Genomic DNA, 18,010 nt, shown 5'->3' on the forward strand with positions numbered 1-18,010 from the left:
TATTCTGCGCGCCGTCTTGGTCTAGGCTTTCCCTGGTGCGTACACCCGTATACGTCCCAGCGGTTGGCTGTCGCCCAGGTAGCTGAGCCAATAATGATAAGAAGTCAGCGCAGAAGGGACATAACAGTGAGGTCGATCCATCGGCCTTGTGTGCCCACCCTGCAGCCTTCATGTGAATGTGCAGACCCCGCGGTACGTTGCCTGACGTAGCGTGAACGAGGGTTACTCATGACAGGGGGCGGTAGGGCGGATGGCGTTTTATCATAGGTGCTACTGATGTTTAAAAAAGTAAACACTGCCCTGCTGGGGCTGGCTTTGTCGATGGGGATCACGTCCGCGCAAGCGGAAGAGGCAAAGAAAGTCGATGTGCTGCTGATCGGCGGCGGCATCATGAGTGCGACCCTGGGTGTCTGGCTCAATGAGCTGGAACCGGATTGGTCGATGGAGATGGTCGAGCGCCTCGATGGCGTGGCCGAAGAAAGCTCCAACGGCTGGAACAACGCCGGTACCGGTCACTCTGCTTTGGCTGAGCTGAACTACACCCCGGAAGACAAGAACGGCAACGTTGAGATCCCGAAAGCGGTCGAGATCAACGAAGCGTTCCAGATCTCCCGTCAGTTCTGGTCCTGGCAGGTTCAGCAGGGCGTGTTGAAGAACCCGCGTTCGTTCATCAACTCCACACCGCACATGAGCTTTGTGTGGGGCGATGACAACATCAAGTTCCTGAAGAAGCGCTACGAAGCCCTGCAAGCGAGCCCGCTGTTCGCCGGCATGCAGTACTCCGAAGACCCGGCGCAGATCGCCAAGTGGGTTCCGCTGATGATGGAAGGGCGTGATCCGAAGCAGAAGATCGCGGCCACCTGGAGCCCGATCGGTACCGACGTGAACTTCGGCGAGATCACCCGCCAGTTCGTCGCTCACCTGCAAACCACGCCGAAGTTTGACTTGAAGCTGTCGAGCGAAGTGCAGGACATCACCCGCAACGACGACGGTTCATGGCGTGTGAGCTACAAAAACCTCAAAGACGGCACCAAGACTGAAACCGACGCCAAATTCGTGTTCATCGGCGCCGGCGGCGGTGCCCTGCACCTGCTGCAGAAGTCGGGCATTCCTGAAGCCAAGGAATACGCTGGCTTCCCGGTCGGTGGTTCGTTCCTCGTGACCGAAAACCCAACCATTGCCGAGCAGCATCTGGCCAAGGCCTACGGTAAAGCCTCGGTAGGTTCGCCACCGATGTCGGTGCCGCACCTGGACACCCGCGTGCTGGATGGCAAGCGTGTGATCCTGTTTGGCCCATTCGCAACCTTCTCGACCAAGTTCCTGAAAGAAGGCTCGTATCTGGACCTGCTGACCAGCACCACCACCCACAACATCTGGCCCATGACCAAAGTCGGTATTCGTGAATACCCACTGGTCGAGTACCTCGCCGGCCAACTGATGCTGTCGGATGACGACCGCTTCAAGGCGCTGCAAGAGTACTTCCCGAACGCCAAGCAATCCGACTGGCGCCTGTGGCAAGCCGGCCAGCGCGTGCAGATCATCAAGCGTGACGAAGAGCAGGGCGGCGTGCTGAAACTCGGTACCGAAGTGGTCAGCTCTGCCGACAACTCCATTGCCGGCCTGCTGGGCGCATCGCCAGGCGCGTCCACCGCGGCTCCGATCATGCTGACCGTGCTGCAGAAAGTCTTCAAGGACAAGGTAGCAAGCCCGGCCTGGCAGGAAAAACTGCACCAGATCGTGCCAAGCTACGGCACCAAGCTTAACGACAGCCCTGAAGCGGTTGCCAAGGAATGGGCCTACACCGCCGGTGTCCTGCAACTGACCCCGCCACCTGCGATCCCGCAACTGGCTGCTCCACAGGCTACCGAGGCTGCCAAGCCTGCGGCTGAGCCGAGCAAGCCGGCGTCTGACCTGGCGCTGTAAGCAACACCCACGAAAAAGCCCGCTGAACCGGTGACGGTCAGCGGGCTTTTTTGTGGGCGCAGTTCAGACCTTGAAGTGGCGGATTTGCTCATGCACATGCAGCGCCAGCGCATTGCTGGTATCGCACATCAGGTACAGATGCTGCGCGGGTAGAGGTGGCAGTTCTGACATGTGGATCAGCCCCTCGCCCATGCGGCTTTGCTCCATCAAGCCAACCGCCACGCCACTGCGTACACAGGCTTCGACCGCCGATGAGTTGGGGCTTTCCAGCAGTAGCCGGTGGTAGATCCCATAATCCTTCAACGACTGCAGCGCTGCGGCGCGATAGGGGCAGCCAGTGATGGGTACAGTGACGGGTAATGGCGCGTTCGGCGGCGTGTTGAAGCCTTTGGTCGCTACCCACAGCGGCTGCACGGCCCCCAGGCGTTCACCTTGTGCAAGTGGGTGCGCGCTGACGGTGATCGCCAGGTCCAGTTGGTTGGCCGTGAATAAGTCCAGTAACTCACCGCTGGTGCGCGCTTCGATCTCCAGTTCCAGCAGGGGGTTGTCAGCGATCAGTCGCGGTAAAAATTCCTGGATGAAGGCGGGCGCATAGGTATCCGGCACCCCCAGGCGGATCTTGCCCTGCATGCGCTGGGGCATCAGCGAAATCAGCAGGCGGTCATGGCTCTTGAGAAACTCGGTGGTTTCGCCCAGCAGTTTCTGGCCGTACAGGGTCAATTCCACGCCCTGGTTACTGCGGCTGAACAGACGCTGCCCGACCTGGTCCTCCAGCTTCTGGACCTGCGTGGTGACGGTGGACGCGCTGCGGTGCACATGCTCAGCGGCTTCGTTGAAGCGCCGAAAGCGCGCTACGGCGTGAAAGGTGCGCAGCAGCTCGATATTCAGTTGTTTAGTCATGATTCGGTTTTTTTGGATTTGTAGTTCGCGTAATTCAAATATACGCAAGCATGTGCAGCCTTTAGCCTTTGAGTCAAATCACAGCGATGGGAGGCGATATGAAGCGATCTACCTTGGGGTTGCTGTTGTTGCAGGCGGTTTTCGTTTTGTCGTGGAGTTCAGGCTTTATCGGCGCCAAGCTCGGCACCCAGGGTGGTGGAGCGTTCAATCTGCTGTTCTGGCGTTTCCTGCTGGTCTCGCTGTGCCTGGCGCTGTTCCTGAACCGGCGGTTGCTGGAGGTGACCTGGCAGCAACTCCGTCATTACGCGGTTGTCGGGTTCCTGTCGCAGTTTCTCTATTTGAGCTGCGTCTACGTCGCCATCCAGAACGGCCTGCCCCCCGGGATCGCGGCAATTATTGCGGCATTGCAGCCATTGATGACGGCGGCATTGTCGACGGGAATGGCGTCCGAGCGCAGTGGCGGCTGGCAATGGGTGGGGTTGGTGATCGGCTTTGTCGGTGTGTCGATTGTAATTGCCGGGCAGTACGGTGGCGGCGGGGAGGATGTCGGGCTGGTCATGTACCTGTTGCCCCTGGTATCGGCACTGGGGCTGACACTGGCGACCTTGTACGAGCGTCGCTCGGTGCAGACCCAGGACAGCGGGTTGGTGTTGCCGCTGTTTATCCAGTCGCTGTTGACCCTGATCGGTTTTACTGCGGCCGTGATCTACACCGACACCTTGAGTATTCCCCATGACACCAACGTACTGATCTCGATTGTCTGGTTGACCCTGTTCTCCACCTTCATCGCCTATTTGAGTCTGTGGATGCTGCTGCGGGTGATGACTGCCACCCATGTGGCGACGCTGGTGTACCTGGAGCCGCCGGTGACGTTGGTGTGGGCGGCGTTGATGTTTGGCGACGTGATCCATGCACCGACCTACGCGGGCATAGCTGTGGTCGTGGCCGGGTTGGTGTTGGTACGTCTGAAGCGACCGACTGTCGCCTGTACTTCCTGAGGCTGGCGGGTTCAGCAAGCTGACAGACACCACCTGTTAAAAAGTACCCATGCCTAAGCAGGAGCGCGGCTGAAACAAGGGGGGACTTTTACCAGTGCAGGTATTGGGCGTACGCGCCCGAGGGTTTTGTATGTTGCTACGTTATGCAGCATTGGCCGCCATGGTCGTCGCGGCATCCGGGTGTGTGCAGGAGCGCGTTGTGCATGAGCGCAGGCCGGTGCAACGAGAGTATGTAGAGGTTGTCGCGCCGCAACCGCCGCCCGTACAGGTGATCGAAGTCGAGCCTCCGGTACGCGAAGGTTATATCTGGTCTCGTGGTTACTGGCGCTGGCAAGGCGGGCGATACGTCGCGGTGCACGGCCACTGGGAGCCGGTGCGCGAGGGTTATCGCTATGTGCATCCGCATTGGGTGCAGCGTAACGATGGCTACCACTGGCAGATCGGGGGCTGGGTTCGCTGACCCAACACTCTCTTTCGTTGTAGGAGCGAGCTTGCTCGCGAAAAAATCACAGGCACCGCGTGCTCCCTGAATGGCTCGCGTAATCGTTGGCGTTTTTCGTGAGCAAGCTCGCTCCTACAAAAAGAGGGCCTAGCCGATCCGTTTCATGCCCGCTGCCTTGACCGCATTGAGGTCGAAGGTGGCGGTGTACTCGCAGCCGGCCGCATGGGCGCAGCGTTCGATCAGGCAGTCGGCGAAGTCACCCTTGTTCGCCACAAACCTGCGTAGCGCCTGCCAGATCACCTCGGCATGTTCTACGGTCAACTCACGGGTGCGCAGCAGGGTTTCCAGCACCGTCACTACATCACTCTTGGCCGACTGGTAGCAGCTCTGCAGCACCCATACCAATTCGACGACTGACACCAGGCTGATAAAGCCCGGCGAAGCAGTGGTCAATGATTCGATCAGTTCGGACGCCTTGGCTGATTGAATCGGATCATCCTGGGTGACGTAGCGCACCAGCACATTGGTATCCAGGCCAATCATCGGGCTTTGGCCCCCTGCGCGGCGATAGCCTGGTTCATCTCGTCGATGGACACAGCCTTGACTGGCTTGCGGATCAAGCCCTTGAGGTCGTGCACCGTTTTGCTCGCGGCTATGATGGAAAACTTTCCATCCTCCGTTTCTACGAATTCAACCCGATCGCCTGTTTCCAGGCCCAGGGCTGTCCTGACTTGGACAGGAATGGTGATTTGACCTTTCGAGGTCAGCGTGGCGGTCGCCATAGTAAAGATCTCCATCGTGATGCTCCTTACCTTAGGGTAAGGAATGATGGAGGACAATATCCGTTGGTCCATAGGTTGTTCTCAGAGGTGTGGGGAAGAGTCGCACTCATAAAAACCCTAGTCCGAACGCTTGCTCCTCACACCCTTGATCACGCCTCAAACAAATACAAACTATGTCCGACCGCCGCTACCTCACTGCACCACGCGATAGCACGGCACATACGCCGCGCCGCCCGGCAGTTTCATGCGGTGCTGGGCCACGAATGCCTTCAATAGCTCATCCAGCGGTTTCATGATCGCCGGGTCGCCGTGGATCTCATACGGGCCGTTCTCCTCGATCAGGCGAATGCCCTTGTCCTTGACGTTACCCGCCACGATCCCCGAAAACGCCCGCCGCAGGTTGGCCGCCAGTTCGTGGGGGGGCAGGCTGTGGTTCAGCTGCAGGCTGGCCATGTTTTCGTGGGTGGGGTCGAATGGGCGCTGGAAGCCTTCGTCGATCTTCAGCAGCCAGTTGAAGTGAAACGCGTCGTTACGCTCGCGGCGGAATTGCTTCACGGCCTTGAGGCCGACGGTCATCTGGCGCGCCACTTCGGCCGGGTCGTCGATGATGATCTGGTAGTGCTGCTGCGCCGCTTCGCCCAGGGTGGCGCCAACGAACGCATGCAGCTGCTCCAGGTAGGGTGCGGCGTGTTTCGGCCCGGTGAGGACCACCGGAAACGGCAGGTCGCGGTTGTCCGGGTGCATCAGGATGCCCAGCAGGTACAGGAACTCTTCGGCGGTGCCGGCGCCGCCCGGGAAGATGATGATGCCGTGGCCGACGCGTACGAAGGCTTCCAGGCGTTTTTCGATGTCCGGCAGGATCACCAGCTCATTGACGATGGGGTTCGGCGCTTCGGCAGCGATGATGCCCGGCTCGGTCAAGCCCAGGTAGCGGCCATTGGTGATGCGTTGTTTGGCGTGGGAAATGGTCGCGCCCTTCATCGGGCCTTTCATCACGCCGGGGCCGCAGCCGGTGCATACGTCAAGGCTGCGCAGGCCCAGTTCGTGCCCGACTTTCTTGGTGTATTTGTATTCTTCGGTGTTGATCGAGTGCCCGCCCCAGCACACCACGATCTTCGGCTCCACACCCGGGCGCAGCGTGCGGGCGTTGCGCAGCAGGTGGAACACGTAGTCGGTGATGCCCTGGGAGTTGCTCAGGTCGATGCGCTGGCTGTCCAGCTCGTTCTCGGTGTAGACGATGTCACGCAAGGCGCTGAACAGCATCTCGCGGGTGCTGGCGATCATCTCGCCATCGACAAAGGCATCGGCCGGGGCGTTGAGCAGTTCCAGGCGCACGCCGCGGTCCTGCTGGTGAATACGCACTTCAAAGTCTTTGTAGGCGTCGAGGATGGTCTTGGCGTTATCGATGTGGGCGCCGGTGTTGAGAATGGCCAGGGCGCACTGGCGGAACAGGGTGTAGATGCTGCCGCTGCCGGCTTCACTCAGTTGCTGGACTTCACGTTGTGACAGGGTTTCGAGGCTGCCCTTGGGGCTGACGGAGGCGTTGATGACTTGACGTTGGGGCATTCTGATTCCTTGAAAGCATAGCCACCGCACCCACTGAGTTGCGATGGCCTGAGAATGGTGGGCGCCGTTTACGGTCGCACGAGACAGTTATTTACCTCAGGCCAGAGGCCAAGCGCAAACATCGTCCAGCACCATCATGCCGCAGAACTCACTCAATCAGCTTCCAGTTTTTGTAGAAAACCCGACGCAGGGTAAAGACCAGGCCGGCAAAGCCCGCGATCACGGCGTTGAGCACCGCGGGCAGCGGGGTCGGCCGCACAATGTCGATGAACAGGCAGTAGCGTTTGGCGTCGTTCTTGTTGAAGGATGCGTGCATCAAGGTGTCGTCGAAGATAAACAGCGGGTCGTCGTGCCAGTAGTGCTTGTGCTTGCCCACCTGGATATACACGCCCTCGTGATGCGGCGCCGGCGCCATGTTGTAGAGCACGCGGAACATCATGCGCAGGGGGCCGAAATGAAAGGAGGTGGACCGGTTCTCGTTGAACACCGAGACACCGATGGTCTTCACGAAGGGCAATTTCTTGCGCAGTTGCGGAATATCCAGGGTGGTCTCGATCGGGCGGCCGTACCACTGGAAAAACAACATGCCGCGTTTCTTCTCGGCCATGCGCTCGTCCAGGTAGCCGATGATTTCATCCTTGCGGGCCATGGCGTCGTCGATCGCCTGTTGCAGATCTTCGCGCCAGGCGGGGGGCAGGTCGTGCATCGTGTAGACATGGCGGTTGCGGCTGCTCAGCAGGTCAAGCAGGGTGTTGAAGGGGGCGAGCACCCAGGTATTGCGGCCGTTGCCGATGAAGTATTTCTTGAGGGTGGCGCGGTCATAGAGGCCGTTGCGCAGGAAATCATAAATACCGCACAGCACCACCAGCAGCAGGAATACCAGGCAGGTACGCGGGAAACAGTCGATCAACAACAGAACGCCGAGTACCCAGGCCAGGGACACCAGCTTTTTGCCGACAGCACTTTTGCTCATGAAAAACGGCTCCAACTTTGAAACATAATGAAACAATATCGTCATGATAAGGCTTTGAGGAGCCGCCAGGGGTTATTAAATAGGGCGAAATTGTGAAGCCCTTGCACAATTTGTAAGCGTTGCCACGCCCCCTTCGAGGGTTTTTGGATTGAATTTTGAGAACAGAAGATTTGCGACTATCGTGACGCTTCGGTTTTTTGGACGTCATAGACCGGTACGATTGAAGTTGAATGGCCACCATTGGCCTTCGGCACCTTGGAAGAGGCAGAAATTTTTATGATCATCAAACCGCGGGTTCGTGGCTTTATCTGTGTGACCGCTCACCCTGTTGGCTGTGAAGCGAACGTCAAAGAGCAGATCGACTACGTAACCAAGAATGGCGTCATCGAAGGCGGCCCGAAGAAAGTGCTGGTGCTTGGCGCTTCCACCGGTTACGGCCTGGCCGCGCGCATCAGCGCCGCGTTTGGCTGCGGCGCCGACACCCTGGGCGTGTTTTTTGAGAAAGAAGGCGAAGAAGGCAAACTGAGCTCTGCCGGCTGGTACAACAGCGCGGCGTTCGAGAAGTTTGCCGTGGAAAAAGGCCTGTACGCCAAGAGCATCAACGGCGACGCGTTCTCCGATGAGATCAAGCGCCTGACCATCGACACCATCAAGAAAGACCTGGGCAAGATCGACCTGGTGGTCTACAGCCTGGCCGCGCCACGCCGTACCGACCCGCAAGGCGTGGTGCACAACTCCACCCTCAAGCCAATCGGCAAGGCCGTGACCCTGCGCGGTATCAACACCGACAAGGGCGTAGTGGTCGACACCACCCTTGAGCCTGCAACCCAGGAAGAAATCGACGGCACCGTGAAGGTCATGGGTGGCGAAGACTGGCAGCTGTGGATCGACGCCCTGCGTGACGCCGACGTACTGGCCGAAGGCGCCAAGACCACTGCGTTTACCTACCTCGGCGAGAAGCTGACCCAGGACATCTACTGGAACGGTTCCATCGGCGAAGCCAAGAAAGACCTGGACAAGAAAGTCCTGACCCTGCGCGAAAACCTTGCAGCGCTCAAGGGCGATGCCCGCGTGTCGGTGCTCAAGGCCGTGGTCACCCAGGCCAGCTCGGCGATCCCGATTATGCCGCTGTACCTGTCGCTGCTGTTCAAGGTGATGAAAGAGCAGGGCACCCATGAAGGTTGCATCGAGCAGGTCTACGGCCTGTTCAAGGACAGCCTGTACGGTAAAGAGCCTAAGCTCGACGCCGATGGCCGCCTGCGCGCCGACCTGGCTGAGCTGGAACCCAAGGTTCAGGACGCCGTAGCCGCGCTGTGGAATCAGGTTACCGACGACAACGTCAACGAGATCAGCGATTTTACCGGTTACAAGGCTGAGTTCCTGCGCTTGTTCGGCTTTGAAGTCGACGGCGTGGATTACGACGCGGACGTGAACCCGACCGTCAAAATCAACGGCCTGGTCCAAGCCTAAGGTCTGATGCAGATCTAAAATGTGGGAGGGGGCTTGCTCCCGATAGCTGTGTGTCAGTCACTGAAAATAGGGACTGGTGCACCGCTATCGGGAGCAAGCCCCCTCCCACATTTGATTTGTGTTACGCATTCTTTTTGGGAACCGTCCTACCTGCCATTGCGTTCCCACGACCGCCCTCAATCTGCCAGACTCCTGCGGCTATCAAGTCACGCTAACGGAGGATCTGATGACGATTCGTGCAGTAGTTTTTGATTTCGGCGGTGTCCTGTTCGACTGGAGCCCGCAGCACCTGTACCGCAAGCTGATTGCCGATGACGCAGAGCGGCAGTGGTTCCTCGACAACATCTGCACCCAGGCCTGGAACACCGAGCAAGATGCCGGTCGTACCCTGGCTGAAGCCACCCGCACCCTGATTGACCAACACCCCGATCACCACACCTTGATCCAGGCTTATTACGAACGCTGGCACGAGATGCTGCGCGGTGAGTTGCCCGAAGGCGTAGCGATGCTCGAGGCGTTGCACCAAGCTAATGTGCCGTTGTTCGGCCTCACCAACTGGTCGGCTGAAACTTTCCCTTATGCCCGGGCCAATTACCCGTTCCTACAGCGTTTTCGCAACATCGTCGTGTCCGGCGAATTGAAGTTGATCAAGCCTGATCCGGCGATCTACCACGCCAGTCTTGCGCAGGTTCGTGCCCACCTGCCGGATATCCAGCCGGGTGAAGTGGTGTTTATCGATGATGTCGAAGGCAATATCGACGCGGCTGTCGCCTTGGGCTGGCAGGGTATCCACCATGTGTCGGCCGATCGTACCGCTGCGCGTTTGCGCGAGTTGGGCGTGGCCTTCTAGGGCGCCCACTTCTCCATGGCGAAGTCGACGAACGCCCGCAGCTTGGGCAGGCGATAGCGGTCCTGGCGATACAGCAGGTGCATGGGGCGGCTGGGTAGTTTATAGGTGGTCAGCAAGGCCACCAGCTTGCCGCTCTCCAGGTCCGGTTGCACCAGGGCATCGGCCAGCATGATGACGCCCATGCCGTTGATGGCCGCCTGGCGCAAGCCTTGCGAGCTGTTGATGGTCAATGAACCGCCAACCGGGACTTCCACCTGGCCTTCATCCCCGGTCATGCGCCAGAGTTTATCGGTATCGCGCCAGTTATCATTCGCGGGGTAAGCGAACGCCAGGCAATCGTGCTGCTGCAGATCATCTGGGGTCTGCGGCGTACCCCGTCGCGCCAGGTACGCAGGTGATGCGCACAGGGTCAGGGTGTAGGGCTGCATGGGCCTGGCGATCAAGCTGGATGTTGCCAGTTCACCCAGGCGGATCGCCACGTCGAAGCCGCTGTCTACGAGGTCCATCCGCTCATTGCTCAGCACCACGTACAGGTCAATAAGCGGGTAGCGCTGGGAAAACTCGCTCAAGGCCGGCACCAGGCGTTCGGTGCCGAACACGGGCGGTGCAGTGATACGCAGGCTGCCTTTGGGGGTTTCGCTGTGGATCTGTTCGGCCATTAGCTCGGAGTCGGCCACCAGCCCCAGCACTTCCAGGCAGCGCTGATAATACTGCGCGCCAAATTCCGTAAGGTCCTGTTTACGGGTAGTGCGTTTGAGCAGGCTGACGCCCAGCCGTTGCTCCAGGGCACGCAAATGGTTGCCCACCATGGTGGTCGACATCCCGCATTCGTGGGCGGCGGCGGTCATGCTGCCGGTCTCGACGACTTTCACGTACACCGACATTGCCTGGAACAGGTCCATTATCAACTCCTGGTTTAAAGTCATTGCAGGCATTCAGAGTTTATCCATCCCAGGTGGTTAACGATACTGAAACCACCTCAACGATGCACTGGAGCCCCCCATGACCGCCGCCTGCCTGATGAGCACCTATCAACCCTTGGCCCTGAGCTTCAGTCGTGGCCTGGGCACGCGCCTGTGGGATCAGCAGGGCCGCGAATACCTGGATGCAGTTGCCGGCGTGGCAGTGACCAATGTCGGTCATTCCCACCCCAGGCTGGTAGCGGCCATCAGTGAACAGGCCGGCCTGCTGCTGCACACGTCCAACCTCTACAGCATCGACTGGCAACAGCGGCTTGCCCTTCGCCTGGCCCAACTGTCCGAGCTGGACCGTGCGTTTTTCAACAACTCCGGCGCCGAGGCCAACGAGACGGCGCTGAAACTGGCGCGCTTGCATGGCTGGAAAAAAGACATTGAACAGCCGCTTGTGGTGGTGATGGAGAATGCCTTTCACGGCCGGACGCTCGGCACCATGGCCGCCAGCGACGGGCCGTCGGTGCGCCTGGGGTTCCAGCGCCTGCCCGGGGACTTCATCAAGGTTGGCTTTGGCGATATGGCCGCCTTGGAGGTGATCACCAGGCAATACGGCACACGCATCGCCGCGGTGCTGCTGGAACCGATCCAGGGCGAAAGTGGCGTGCTGGTGGCCCCACCCGGTTACCTCAAAGCCCTGCGCGACCACTGCACGCGCCACGGCTGGTTGATGATGCTCGACGAAATCCAGACCGGCATCGGGCGTACCGGCATCTGGTTTGCCTTCCAGCACGAAGGCATCGTGCCGGATGTGATGACCCTGGCCAAAGGCCTCGGCAATGGCGTGCCCATCGGTGCTTGCCTGGCCCGGGCCGCCGTGGCCGAGTTGTTCACGCCTGGTAGTCATGGCAGCACCTTTGGCGGCAACCCACTGGCCTGCCGCGTGGGCTGTACCGTCCTGGAGATTATTGAACAGCAAGGTTTGCTACAGAACGCGACACACCAGGGTGAATACCTGCTGGCGCGGTTGCATATGGAATTGGACGAGCACCCGCAGGTACGGGCGATTCGCGGCAAGGGCTTGATGATCGGCATTGAACTGGCCAGCCCTTATCGCGACCTGGCCCAGCGCGCGGCCCAGGAGCATGGGCTGTTGATCAACGTCACGCGGGGCAAGATCATTCGCCTGTTGCCGCCGCTGACTTTGCAGCGCCATGAGGCAGAAATGATTGTGCGGGCCATCACCCGCTTATTGGGTTGAAATATGATCAAAGTGTGGGAGGGGGCTTGCTCCCTCCCACAGTGGTTCTGTGTAGGGTTCAGAGGGTGGGGCCATTCAGCCATTCCTGGTTCATGGTCTGCGTATCCCCCAGATACTCCAGCAACCACGCCATGGCCGGTGAAAACTTGCTCTGCGCCCAGGCCACACACGACGGGCTGGCCGGGAACGGTCGGCTTAATTGCAGCGCCACCAACTCGCCCTTTTCGATCCACGGCAACACCTGATGGGCCGGGGCCATGCCCACACACAGGCCATCGCGCAGGCAATCCAGCGCCGAAGCCCAGTTGGGTACCACCAGGCGGCGCTGGTTATCCAGGGTCCAGGTGTCACGCTTGGGCAGGTTGCGCGAGGTGTCGGTCATGCAGAGTGAGGCGAAGGGGCGTAGCTGGTCATCGCTGAGCAAACCTTCTACCGCCGCCAACGGGTGCCGGGCACTGACCACACACAGCCAGTTCAACAGGCCCATGTCGCGGAAGCTAAAGTGGCTGGCCACCGGTACCGCGCTGGTGGCGCCGATCACGATGTCGGTGCGCTCATCGGCCAGCGCATCCCACACACCGTTGTACACCTCGTACTCAAGCAGCAATTCCACTTCGGGAAACTGCCGATAGAAGTCCAGCACCAGTTGACGACAACGCTGGGGTTTGACGATGGAATCCACGGCCACCTTCAATTGGCCGCTCCAGCCATTGGCCACCTGTTGGCACAAGCGCCGGGTGCCAAGCATTTTTTTCATCACGCCGCGGGCTTCGTCGATAAACAGGCGGCCGGCGGGCGTCAACTCTACGTCGCGATGCCTGCGCACAAACAAGGGCACGGCCAGCCATTCCTCAAGCTGACGTACCGTGTAGCTGATGGCCGATGGCACGCGGTGCAGTTCCTGGGCGGCGGCGCTGAAGCTGCCGTGGCGGGCAACTGCATCGACTACATCCAGGGAATATTCTGACCACATGAAAGTTGCCTTCAAAAATATTGATAAGAGCGTCCAATTATTATCGCTTCACACACATATTGTCAGCTTCATAATGGACGCCAGTCAGCAAATAGTTTGATGGCAGTATCTACAAGGCTTCGATGAAAAATTCTTTTGGTTTTACCTGGTACCTGGCGGGGCTGAGCATGCTCGGTTATCTCGCCATGGACATGTACTTGCCGGCGTTTGGCGCCATGGGCGAGCAGTTACAGATTGGCGCCGGCGCAGTGGGTGCCAGCTTGAGCATTTTCCTCGCCGGCTTTGCGGTGGGGCAGTTGGTGTGGGGGCCGTTGTCGGATCGCCTCGGGCGCAAGCCGATCCTGCTCGCGGGCCTGAGCCTGTTTGTGCTTGGGTGCCTGGGTATGTTCTGGGTCGAGACCGCGCCGCAATTGCTGGCCCTGCGCTTTATCCAGGCGATTGGCGTATGTGCTGCCGCCGTAAGTTGGCAGGCCTTGGTGATCGATCGCTACCCGGCCGACAAGGCCCACCGCGTATTCGCCAGCATCATGCCGTTGATGTCGCTGTCGCCGGCCCTCGCGCCATTGTTGGGCGCCCTGGTGTTGAATCACTTTGGCTGGCAGGCGATCTTCGGCGTGTTGCTGGTGGTGTCGCTGTTGCTGCTGTTGCCAACGCTGTTCCTGCGCAGCCTGCCCAAGCGTCTTGAACAGGAGGGTGCCCCTACGCGCCTCGGTTATGGGGAGTTGCTCACCTCTAAAGTGTTTACCGGCAATGTGATGATCTTCGCTGCCTGCTCAGCCAGCTTCTTCGCCTGGCTTACGGCCTCGCCGTTCATCCTTGGTGGCATGGGCTACAGCCCGAATGACATCGGTCTCAGCTACGTGTTGCCGACCCTGGCGTTTCTCGTCGGTGGCTATAGTTGCCGCAGCGCCCTGCAGCGTTTGCCGGGCAAAACCCTGTTGCCGTGGTTGCTGGCTGCGTATTGCTTGAGCATGGTGGCGTTGTACCTAGTAGCTACCCTGAGCGTGCCGACCCTGACCACCTTGCTGATCCCGTTCTGCCTGATGGCGCTGTGCAACGGCGCCAGCTACCCGATTGTGGTCGCGAATGCGCTGATGCCGTTTGCAGAAAACTCCGGCAAGGCCGCGGCACTGCAAAACACTCTGCAACTGGGGCTGTGCTTCCTGGCCAGCTTGTTGGTGTCGTCGATGATCGAGCAACCGCTGATGATTACGGTGATTGTGATGTTGGCGACGGCGCCATTGGCGGTGTTGGGGTATTGGTTGGCGCGGCCGAAAGCAGATTGCTCCGAGCTGGCAACTGATTTGAAGTGACAATGTGATCAAAAATGTGGGAGGGGGCTTGCTCCCGATAGCGGTGTATCAGCCAGCACATTTGCCACTGACATACCGCTATCGGGAGCAAGCCCCCTCCCACATTGGTCCTGAATTTATTCAGTTAGAACGTCACTTCCATGTTCAGGGTGGGTGTTGAGGTGCGGGTTCCCCGCCCCCCGTCCACACCGAATTTGTTATGCCAGTATTCATAGCCCACCCCCAAGTACAGGTTCGGCTTGACGCTTTTACCCGGCCGTACCGCCACCATCAACGCCGTACGCATCAGCCCTTCAGGCGCGGTATCGCGGCCATGGTAATCCTCGCCTTTGTCCCCGACATAATTGATAAACCCCTGGAACTTCGCCGCGTGGCTGCCAACCTCGAAAGGGCGCATCCAGGTCAGGTTGAGCATGTAGGTGTCGTCGAACGTATGGTTCGACTCTTGCGCGCCGGGGATGCCGGTGTGGTTCCTTTCCTTGTAGTACATCAGGCTCAGGTCCAGTACGCCGACGGTGTTGAACTTGAAGGTCGGGCCGATCACCAGAGCGCGCTTTTTGGCTGAGGCGAAGTTGTTGTTGCGGTTGGCGTCAAAACCCAGGGTCAGCGCGTAATCCTTGATCAGGCCAGTGCCCGGCGGCAGGTCGAACACCCGCGAGGCATACAGCTGGTGCCGGTACACGGCGTACACCTCGCTGCCGCCGTGATCGGTGCCCTTGCGCGGGTCGCGGCTGTCGGACAGGAACACATCCAGGTTGAGGAAGTTGCTGCCATAGCGGTAGCCGCTGGCGTGGGTAAAGCTGTAGATGCGCTTGCTGAAATCGTCGGGGTTGTTTGGGTTGGTGAAGTGCTGGCCGTAGCGAAATCCTACGCTGTTGTTCATCCACTCCACCGCGACAGCCTCGCCGCCGCCGAGAAGGGTCAATGCGACGGTGGCGCCCTGTATTGCCTTTTTCATTATTGTTGGTCCTTTGGCGTTGTGGCTCGTGACGGCCGGATTATTTTTGTAACGCCGCGGGAGGGTATCTTGTTCGATTGATTGTATACAACTCTATGGACATACAGTCTTAACATTGCATACAGTGAGCGCACAACAAAAACAGAGAACCTCTCACCATGACTATCCCGAAGGCGTCACCGCAGCGGCCCGAAGACGAGAACCTGGGCGTCGCCGCCAACATGGCTTACGGCCTGCAGCATGTGCTCACCATGTACGGCGGCATCGTCGCCGTGCCGTTGATCGTCGGCCAGGCAGCCGGGCTGTCGCCTGCGGATATCGGCCTGTTGATCGCGGCATCGCTGTTTGCCGGTGGCCTGGCCACCTTGTTGCAAACCCTTGGCCTGCCGTTCTTCGGCTGTCAATTGCCGCTGGTGCAGGGCGTGTCGTTCGCGGGCGTGGCCACCATGGTGGCGATTGTCGGCAGTGACGGTGCGGGAGGGATCCCGGCGATTCTCGGCGCAGTCATGGCCGCTTCGTTGATCGGCCTGTTGATCACCCCGGTGTTCTCGCGGATCACCAAGTTTTTCCCGCCGCTGGTGACCGGCATTGTGATCACCACCATCGGCCTGACCCTGATGCCCGTGGCGGCGCGCTGGGCCATGGGCGGCAACAGCCGTGCGGCGGATTTCGGCAGCATGTCGAATATCGGCCTGGCCGCATTGACCCTGGTGTTGGTGCTGTTGTTGAGCAAAATCGGCAGCGCCACCATCTCGCGCTTGTCGATCCTGCTGGCGATGGTGATCGGCACGGTGATCGCGGTGCTGCTCGGCATGGCTGACTTCTCCGGGGTGACCCAGGGGCCGATGTTCGGCTTCCCCACACCTTTCCATTTCGGCATGCCGACCTTTCATGTGGCAGCGATCATCTCCATGTGCATCGTGGTGATGGTGACCCTGGTGGAAACCTCGGCGGATATCCTGGCGGTGGGTGAGATCATCGACACCAAGGTGGATTCCAAGCGCCTGGGCAATGGCCTGCGTGCCGATATGTTGTCGAGTATGTTTGCGCCGATCTTCGGTTCCTTCACCCAAAGCGCGTTCGCCCAGAACGTTGGCCTGGTGGCGGTGACTGGAGTGAAAAGCCGATTTGTAGTGGCTACCGGCGGGGTATTCCTGGTGGTGCTTGGCCTGTTGCCGTTCATGGGCCGGGTAATCGCCGCAGTGCCAACCTCGGTGCTGGGCGGTGCAGGTATTGTGTTGTTCGGCACGGTGGCGGCCAGTGGGATCCGCACGCTGTCCAAGGTGGATTACCGCAACAACATGAACCTGATCATCGTGGCCACGTCCATTGGCTTCGGCATGATCCCAATCGCCGCGCCGAGCTTCTATGATCACTTTCCAAGCTGGTTCGCGACCATCTTCCATTCGGGCATCAGTTCGTCGGCGATCATGGCGATCCTGCTGAACCTGGCCTTCAACCACTTCACCGCCGGTAACTCGGACCAGCAGTCAGTGTTTGTGGCCGGGACTGAACGCAGTTTGTGCTTCCGCGATGTGGCCGCGTTGCGTGACGGGGATTACTACAGGGGCGGGAAGTTGTTTGATGCAGAGGGCAAGGAGATTCCGTTGGTAGCGGATACCTCAAAGAAAGCTACAAAACCCGAAACCACAGAGGTCTAAAAATGTGGGAGGGGGCTTGCTCCCGATAGCAGTGTGTCAGCCACTGAAGCTATTGACTGATACACCGTCATCGGGAGCAAGCCCCCACATTGGAATCTAGCCAGCCTTGCGGGCTTTGTGCGGCATTGAACACACCTCATCCAGAAACTTCACCACTGTCCCCATGCACGCCTGGCGTTCTTCAACATGGGGCATGTGGCTGGAGTCTTCAAACAATGCCCAGCGCACGTCCGGGATTTCATCCAGGAACGGCTTGACCACCAGTGGCGTGGCCTCGTCATGCCGGCCGGAAATCACCAGGGTCGGCACCTTGATTGCCGCCAGACGACCGATCACGTTCCAGTCCTTCAAGCTACCGATTACGTGGAATTCGGTCGGGCCGCTCATGGCGTGGTACACCGTGGGGTCTGCATCGACCTGGGCGAAGGTGCGCGCCACTTCTTCCGGCCAAGGTTTGACGCGGCACACATGCTGATCATAGAAAATCCGCGAGGCGGCCAAGTATTCCGGATCTTGATAGGTGCCGGCCTGCTCGTGCCTGAGCAGGGTTTCGTGCACGCCCTCAGGCAACAACTTGCGCAGGCGGTTGGCTTCGCTGACCCAGGTGCGCATGCAGGTCGGTGAGTTGGCAGGAATAAACGCGCGCAGGCCCTTGGGCTGCAGGATCGCGTGTTCGCTGCCCAGCATGCCGCCCCAGGATTGGCCGAGGATCGCGTAGTTATCGCTGATCTGCAGGTGGTCCAGCAGGTTGTTCAACTCGTCGAGGAACAGGCTGATGGTCCAGAACGATGGGTCTTTATCTGGCAAGTGCGTGGAGCGGCCATTGCCCAACTGATCATAGTGAATCACCGCGTGGCCGCTGGCGGCGACGTCCTTGAAGGCATCGACGTAATCGTGGGTGCAGCCCGGGCCGCCATGGATGATCACCAACGGCGTACGGCCTGTGCTCAGGTCGCCCGTGACGCGATACCAGGTCTGATACGCGCCAAAGGGCGCATAGCCTTCGCGAACTTTTTCGATGAATTCCAT

Annotated in this window: 17 protein-coding genes; 8 read left to right on the plus strand and 9 right to left on the minus strand. The window is 59.5% G+C overall.

The window, feature by feature from the left end:
- Window positions 1–276 precede the first annotated feature (276 nt).
- Window positions 277–1,923 (plus strand): malate dehydrogenase (quinone), encoded by a 1,647-nt coding sequence (gene mqo / locus KVH01_RS04125; RefSeq protein WP_217880534.1) that lies wholly within the window; start codon window positions 277–279, stop codon window positions 1,921–1,923.
- A gap of 63 nt (window positions 1,924–1,986) precedes the next feature.
- Here mqo and KVH01_RS04130 read toward each other — a convergent pair whose 3' ends face one another.
- Window positions 1,987–2,823 carry a LysR substrate-binding domain-containing protein gene (locus KVH01_RS04130; RefSeq protein ID WP_217880535.1) on the minus strand — a complete coding sequence of 279 codons (837 nt, stop codon included), beginning with the start codon at window positions 2,821–2,823 and terminating at the stop codon, window positions 1,987–1,989.
- A 98-nt stretch (window positions 2,824–2,921) separates the two neighbouring features.
- On the opposite strand from KVH01_RS04130, the gene KVH01_RS04135 reads away from it, so the two are divergent.
- Window positions 2,922–3,821 carry a DMT family transporter gene (locus KVH01_RS04135; RefSeq protein ID WP_217880536.1) on the plus strand — a complete coding sequence of 300 codons (900 nt, stop codon included), beginning with the start codon at window positions 2,922–2,924 and terminating at the stop codon, window positions 3,819–3,821.
- Between the two features lie 130 nt (window positions 3,822–3,951).
- Complete coding sequence (locus KVH01_RS04140; protein ID WP_124411790.1) at window positions 3,952–4,281, plus strand: YXWGXW repeat-containing protein; 330 nt, start codon at window positions 3,952–3,954, stop codon at window positions 4,279–4,281.
- A 129-nt stretch (window positions 4,282–4,410) separates the two neighbouring features.
- On the opposite strand, the gene KVH01_RS04145 is transcribed toward KVH01_RS04140, so the two are convergent.
- The 4 genes from KVH01_RS04145 to KVH01_RS04160 form a co-directional block, all read right to left on the minus strand.
- A complete protein-coding gene (locus tag KVH01_RS04145) occupies window positions 4,411–4,806 on the minus strand; it encodes a PIN domain-containing protein (RefSeq protein WP_217880537.1) in 396 nt (131 codons plus the stop codon).
- Complete coding sequence (locus KVH01_RS04150; protein ID WP_057013363.1) at window positions 4,803–5,060, minus strand: AbrB/MazE/SpoVT family DNA-binding domain-containing protein; 258 nt, start codon at window positions 5,058–5,060, stop codon at window positions 4,803–4,805. The genes KVH01_RS04145 and KVH01_RS04150 overlap by 4 nt, the downstream gene beginning before the upstream one ends.
- A gap of 177 nt (window positions 5,061–5,237) precedes the next feature.
- On the minus strand, window positions 5,238–6,611 hold the full coding sequence (gene ppnN / locus KVH01_RS04155) for a nucleotide 5'-monophosphate nucleosidase PpnN (protein ID WP_043047468.1): 1,374 nt from the start codon (window positions 6,609–6,611) through the stop codon (window positions 5,238–5,240).
- A gap of 148 nt (window positions 6,612–6,759) precedes the next feature.
- Entirely contained in the window at window positions 6,760–7,584 is an 825-nt protein-coding gene (locus KVH01_RS04160; RefSeq protein ID WP_217880538.1) for an aspartyl/asparaginyl beta-hydroxylase domain-containing protein, read from the minus strand.
- A 276-nt stretch (window positions 7,585–7,860) separates the two neighbouring features.
- On the opposite strand from KVH01_RS04160, the gene fabV reads away from it, so the two are divergent.
- The gene (gene fabV, locus KVH01_RS04165; protein WP_217880539.1) at window positions 7,861–9,054 is read left to right on the plus strand and encodes an enoyl-ACP reductase FabV; all 1,194 of its coding nucleotides are present in this window, start codon (window positions 7,861–7,863) and stop codon (window positions 9,052–9,054) included.
- A 226-nt stretch (window positions 9,055–9,280) separates the two neighbouring features.
- Window positions 9,281–9,904 (plus strand): HAD family hydrolase, encoded by a 624-nt coding sequence (locus tag KVH01_RS04170; protein WP_217880540.1) that lies wholly within the window; start codon window positions 9,281–9,283, stop codon window positions 9,902–9,904.
- On the opposite strand, the gene KVH01_RS04175 is transcribed toward KVH01_RS04170, so the two are convergent.
- The gene (locus KVH01_RS04175) at window positions 9,901–10,806 is read right to left on the minus strand and encodes a LysR family transcriptional regulator (RefSeq protein WP_217880541.1); all 906 of its coding nucleotides are present in this window, start codon (window positions 10,804–10,806) and stop codon (window positions 9,901–9,903) included. The genes KVH01_RS04170 and KVH01_RS04175 overlap by 4 nt on opposite strands.
- 100 nt (window positions 10,807–10,906) lie before the next feature.
- On the opposite strand from KVH01_RS04175, the gene KVH01_RS04180 reads away from it, so the two are divergent.
- Window positions 10,907–12,076: an aspartate aminotransferase family protein gene (locus tag KVH01_RS04180; protein WP_217880542.1), complete on the plus strand. Its 1,170-nt coding sequence runs from the start codon at window positions 10,907–10,909 to the stop codon at window positions 12,074–12,076.
- Window positions 12,077–12,134: 58 nt separating this feature from the next.
- Here KVH01_RS04180 and punR read toward each other — a convergent pair whose 3' ends face one another.
- Window positions 12,135–13,049, minus strand: a complete 915-nt coding sequence (gene punR, locus KVH01_RS04185) for a DNA-binding transcriptional activator PunR (RefSeq protein ID WP_217880543.1) — start codon at window positions 13,047–13,049, stop codon at window positions 12,135–12,137.
- A 122-nt stretch (window positions 13,050–13,171) separates the two neighbouring features.
- Between punR and punC the strand changes: the two genes are divergently transcribed.
- On the plus strand, window positions 13,172–14,362 hold the full coding sequence (gene punC / locus KVH01_RS04190; protein WP_217880544.1) for a purine nucleoside transporter PunC: 1,191 nt from the start codon (window positions 13,172–13,174) through the stop codon (window positions 14,360–14,362).
- A gap of 124 nt (window positions 14,363–14,486) precedes the next feature.
- On the opposite strand, the gene KVH01_RS04195 is transcribed toward punC, so the two are convergent.
- On the minus strand, window positions 14,487–15,320 hold the full coding sequence (locus tag KVH01_RS04195) for a nucleoside-binding protein (protein WP_217880545.1): 834 nt from the start codon (window positions 15,318–15,320) through the stop codon (window positions 14,487–14,489).
- 158 nt (window positions 15,321–15,478) lie between these two features.
- On the opposite strand from KVH01_RS04195, the gene KVH01_RS04200 reads away from it, so the two are divergent.
- Entirely contained in the window at window positions 15,479–16,981 is a 1,503-nt protein-coding gene (locus KVH01_RS04200) for a nucleobase:cation symporter-2 family protein (protein WP_124377003.1), read from the plus strand.
- A 96-nt stretch (window positions 16,982–17,077) separates the two neighbouring features.
- On the opposite strand, the gene KVH01_RS04205 is transcribed toward KVH01_RS04200, so the two are convergent.
- The gene (locus KVH01_RS04205; RefSeq protein ID WP_217880546.1) at window positions 17,078–18,010 is read right to left on the minus strand and encodes a proline iminopeptidase-family hydrolase; all 933 of its coding nucleotides are present in this window, start codon (window positions 18,008–18,010) and stop codon (window positions 17,078–17,080) included.

Source organism: Pseudomonas khavaziana, assembly GCF_019145205.1.
GTDB classification, from domain to species: Bacteria; Pseudomonadota; Gammaproteobacteria; order Pseudomonadales; family Pseudomonadaceae; genus Aquipseudomonas; species Aquipseudomonas khavaziana.